The 5,224-nt window shown below is 56.0% G+C and carries 1 protein-coding gene and 1 pseudogene; one reads left to right on the top strand and one right to left on the bottom strand.

The annotated features are described in order from the left end of the window. The first annotated feature begins 425 nt into the window (after nt 1–425). Nucleotides 426–2,978: a bifunctional diguanylate cyclase/phosphodiesterase gene (locus IZU87_RS16970; RefSeq protein WP_213115328.1), complete on the top strand. Its 2,553-nt coding sequence runs from the start codon at nt 426–428 to the stop codon at nt 2,976–2,978. A 220-nt stretch (nt 2,979–3,198) separates the two neighbouring features. Here the strand turns inward: IZU87_RS16970 and betT are convergent. Then, a pseudogene (betT, locus tag IZU87_RS16965) lies at nt 3,199–5,097 on the bottom strand (choline BCCT transporter BetT); the annotation flags it as partial. Nucleotides 5,098–5,224 lie beyond the last annotated feature (127 nt).

Here is a 5,224-nt window from a genome sequence, read left to right as displayed (position 1 = left end):
GCTCTGCTTGGGCGAATGAGATCTGCTTCATCGGATGGCTCTATCAGGCGGTAGCGATATTGCTAGATTCTACCCCGTCGGTGGCGATCAGGCACCAACGGCAGGATTTGTGCAGTGTTTCCTTAAACGGCAAGTTTCTTTATCCTCTTGTTCGTGCATTGAGGTAAGACCTCTTCACCCTGTACGAGGTTTCCCACAATGATCAACGCGTGCGACGTACTTCGTAATAAGGCGTCGTAGGCCGATAGGATGGTTTCTTCTTCGTTGAGTGTCGTCTGCCACATGGCGTGACCGCCACTGTCATCAGGAGTCGCTAAAGAATCCACCATGAATGCCGTTAGCCAGTGACTCAGTCTGCATGACAATGTCGGCAGTGATCGAGCATGGCGTACGATCCTTCAAGGACTTTCACACGCTGGATGACCATGACTTCATATCCCGTACCAGACTCTCCTGATGAAAGTGCTCGTTACGCGGCCACCTCTCGGTTGGCTTCACGTCTTTTCATGTACCTCACTGTCTTCCTGTTTTTCATGGCGGGTGGCGCTCTGATATATCTCAGTATGGCGATTGATGAAGAGCAGCTGGCACATGACAAAGCCGATGTCTTGCTGGCCCTGGAGGATCGTCAGACACAGATTGCCATTGCCTTGGATGATTACGCCTTCTGGATTGATTCGTATCAGTACACCTATGGTGCCGTCGACCATGAGTGGGCGTATGACCGAGATAACATTGGCCCCTCTATGTATCCCACCTATGGATTGGATGGCGTGTTCATCGTAGGACCGGCAGGTGGTACTCGCTATGCGCTCCTCAAAGGTGAGTTGCAAGATGTCAATCTCGAGGATTGGGTCGAGAGTGACGTACCACGATTGCTGGAAAGTGCCAGAGAGGGCTCACGGGAGGATGAGGTTGCCACGGAATATACGACAGTGGGCGGTGTGCCGGCGGTCGTGTCCGCTGCCGTTATTCGTCCCGACAGTTCCTACACTCAGTTCGAGACGCTTTCCTACCTTGTGTATGTCGACATTCTGGATGGGGCTAAACTTGCTGCCATCTCGGAACGTTACGGGCTGACGGACCTGCGTATTGGTGTTGCTGGGGCCAAGGGCATCGAAGAGCCCTTTGTGATTCTCGCTACTGAGGATGTCGGGGATATTGTCGTGCAATGGCAGAAAGAGGCTTATGGCCGACATCTTCTGATCAATGTCTTGCCTCTCTGGGGAGGGGTGGGAGCGTTGGTCGTATTCCTGTTGATATGGCTTCGCAAGCATTTGTTTCATGCCAGTCAGGCCGTGGTCGAGGTACAGCATGCCTTGAAGCTCAGTGAGCGTCGCTTCAAGAATTTGTCAGAAATCTCGTCGGACTGGATCTGGCAGTCCGATACGCAGCAGGTCTTGACCTACCTGTCAGATCGATTTGAGCCGTTGACGGGGCTCACGGCATCCGAGTGGCTAGGTAGGCCCTTGTCAGAACTCTTGCATTACGATCCGTCGATATTGGCCGACATAGCGGCTCACGGTGCGGGCGCTGGACGTCAACCAATCGCGTGTGAGTTGCAGGATGGAGAGGGCCGCACTCGGTATTGCCAGGTCTTTGCCTGTGAATTTCGTGCCGGTGGAGAGCTCAAGGGGTACCAGGGGACCGTGTGTGACATCACGCGTGAAATGGAAGCCAAGGCGCAGATCGAGCACATCAGTCAACATGATCCGCTGACCGGGCTCGCCAACCGCCATCGTCTCGATCGGTTTCTGGACGAGAGATTGCGTACCGAGGTGAGCGGTGACCAGCCGTTGTTCGTGCTGGCGCTTGATCTTGATCGGTTCAAGCCAGTCAATGATACCTACGGGCACGCAGTTGGGGATCAGGTGCTCCGTGAAATTGCGAAAGCGATCCAAGGCTGCATAGAGGATCGCGATATGGTCGCAAGACTCGGGGGAGATGAATTCATTGTGGTCGCCACGCAGTGCAAGACGCCTCAGGACGCAACACGACTGGGCCAGTGTCTGATCGACAAGATCAATCAACCGATCCAGATCGAAAATCACGTGATTCACGTCGGGACCAGCATTGGTATCGTCGCCGCGCCGTATCATGTATTGACTCATGATGCGCTGTTGCGGGGTGCGGATATTGCGCTTTATGAAGCCAAGTCCCAGGGCAGAAATGTGGCATGCATTTACGACCCTTCCATGAGCGAGCGCATCATGGAGCGACGTCAGCTGGAAATGGATTTGTGCCAGGCTGTCGCGCGCAAGGAGTTGAGGCTTGAGTTTCAGCCGCGTTTCGATGCAATGACTCAGGACATCATCGGCGCAGAGGCGTTAGTACGCTGGCATCACCCTATTCGGGATGTGTTAAGTCCGGCTTGCTTCATTCCTGTGGCAGAAGAAAATGGCGTGATCTTCGAGATCAGCGATTGGGTCTTGCGAGAAGCCTGCTGGAACGCCATGAGTTGGGACAACAAGCTTTGGGTGTCAGTCAATCTGTCGCCGGTCGAGTTCCAGCGTCATGATCTGGTGCAGCGCATCCAACGGGTACTTGAGGAAACTGGCTTGTCTGCTGAACGTCTGGAGCTGGAAATCACCGAGAACATCATGCGGGAGGATTCCGAGGCGATCTTGACGACGTTGAGCGATCTCAAAGCTCTCGGGGTTCGGCTGTCAATGGATAATTTCGGGACGGATTACTCCTCGCTGGGGTACCTGCAAAGCTATCCATTCGATGGCATCAAGATTGATCGCAGCTTTCTCATGTACCTCGATCATTCCGTGCGTCATGAGGCGGTCGTGGATGCGATCATCAGAATGGGGCATGCCCTGTCTCTCAATGTGACAGTCGGCGGTGTGGAAACGACCGAGCAGCTCGAGAGGGTCTCCAGCCTATCCTGTGACCAGGTACAAGGGTTCTATCTTGGCCCGCCAGTCTCACCAGCCTCTTTCAAGGAGCTGTTATGTGACGATGTCTCCCGATAATGTCGGGACATGCGTCACCGGCGTGTCTCGCGCTGTACAATTCAGTCTCTCTCGAGGGGCGTGTCGAGCTCGATCTTCCGTTGAGAACGGCATCGATGCCTGAAGGCATAGGGAGCTGATTGCAATGTTCCGGGAAACGCAAACGCCGCCGACGCCCTGCTCAGGGTGCCGGCGGCGTTTGCATGGGGGCCTTACCGCGGAAGGTGTCCACGCATCTTGGTTATGCCCCCGTTACCGAGGAAGCGGTAGGTGGTGTCTCGTGCGAGCCAGAGGGGATGTCCTCCATTGGCTCACTCATCATATGCCCGCCCGGGATGTTGGCCAGATCGAGGGTTTTATCGACCTGACTGAGGAATTGCAGATGACGCTGATATTCATTCAGGATGTCATGAATGACCTGCGTACGTGTGAAGCCATTGAGGTCCTGGCCGATACCCCCTTCGGCGAGATGCACATCCAGCCGTAGATAGTAGTCGTCATCTGCGGGCAGGAAGCTCGGGGTACGCATGCGGCATGGACGCACCTGATACAGGAAGCTGGGAGCGCCGGGAAAATCAACCTGCAGGGTCGGGCACCCGCCCTCGACCTCTTCACTGTCGCGGTCCGTGACCGAGGCTTGGTGGCCATGTGCCTGCAGTTCGCTAGCGAGCAGTTGCAGGGCTGGACGCACGGAATGCTTGAGTAGACTGTCAGCCCCATGTCGCGTCGAGCCATCAAGGGTACGGGTGAGCCGCTCACGCCAATCCCCCCCTTCGCCACTGATGACAGAGACCAGCTGGCGGGCCTCGGCTTTCTCACTTTCAATGTTCAGCGCGCGATACATACTGATCATCACCAGGAAGATGACGAAAGAAAAGGGAAGCGCCGTGATCACGGCAACGCTTTGCAGGGTCTTGAGCCCGCCTGCCATCAGCAGCGCGATAGTGATCACTCCAATGAGGACGGACCACAAGATGCGCAGTCGAATGGGAGCATCGTGATTCACGTCACGCAGCACGTAGGTGAAATTGGCGAGCACGAGTGCTCCGGAATCCGCCGATGTCACGAAAAACACGATACTTAGCAGTGTCAGCAGGCTCGCAGTAAAACCGACACCGGGCAATTGCTCAAGGAAGGTGTAGATGCTGGTCTGAGGCGTGTTGAGCGCCTGCTCCCCCAACTCCACAGCACCGGATTGCACCAATTCGATGGCGGAGTTGCCGAAGACACTCATCATGATCATGACGAAGGACAACGGAATGAAAAGGGCGCCAGCCACGAACTGGCGAATGGTACGACCGCGAGAAATTCGCGCCAGGAACAGACCCACGAACGGGGCCCAGGAAATCCAGAATCCCCAGAAGAAGACGGTCCAGCTGTTGAACCAGGATTGCTTGTCGGGGGCGTAGGCATAGGTTTCGAAGCTCAACCCCAGATAGGCGGTGGCATAGTCCCCAACATTGGTGACCAGTGCATTGAGCAGGTGTAGCGTGGGCCCCTGGAGTAACACGAACAGCACCAGCCCGCCGACCAATAGCAGATTCAGTTCTGACAGGCGGCGAATGCCTTTCTCGACACCGGTTATCACAGACATTGTGCCCAGTACGATGACCATGATGATGATCAGAATCTGGGGGACCAGCCCCTCGCCGATACCGAATAGATAGTTCAGCCCGTAGTTCATCTGCATCACGCCGATCCCGAGTGCAGTGGCGATCCCGAATACCGTCGCCAAAACCCCCGTGATGTCTACTGCATTGCCAATGGGGCCATAGATTCGCTTGCCGAGCAGTGGGAAGAGGGTCGAGCGAATTGCCAATGGCAGCCGATGACGATAGCTGAAGTAGGCCAGCGCCATTCCCATCACCACGAAGACTCCCCAGCCGGAAATCCCCCAGTGCATGAAGGTCTGCACGATGGCACGACGTTGCGTCTCTTCTGTCGTCCCTGAGCCACCTGGCGGTGTCAGAAAGTGCGACAGTGGCTCGGATACCACGAAAAAGAGGATCGCGCCGCCGATACCTGCGGCGAACAGCATGGCTGCCCAGGAGAGTGTCGAGAACTCCGGGCGCGAGTGGTCAGGCCCCAGCCGTATGCGCCCGAAACGTGACATGCCAATCCCGGCCACGAAGATGACATAAACCCGCCTTATTCACGAGTGCCCTGATCAGGCGGCTTGAAGTGGCTGGCCGTTGGGTTCTCGCACCAGGGGCGCTATCTACGCCGTAACGGCCCGCTGAATCATGCCCAAATGCTGCTCTTCTGTC

The sequence above is a fragment of the Cobetia sp. MC34 genome (assembly GCF_018340035.1).
Classification (GTDB): domain Bacteria; phylum Pseudomonadota; class Gammaproteobacteria; order Pseudomonadales; family Halomonadaceae; genus Cobetia; species Cobetia amphilecti.
This window is presented reverse-complemented; position numbering and strand designations above follow the sequence as displayed.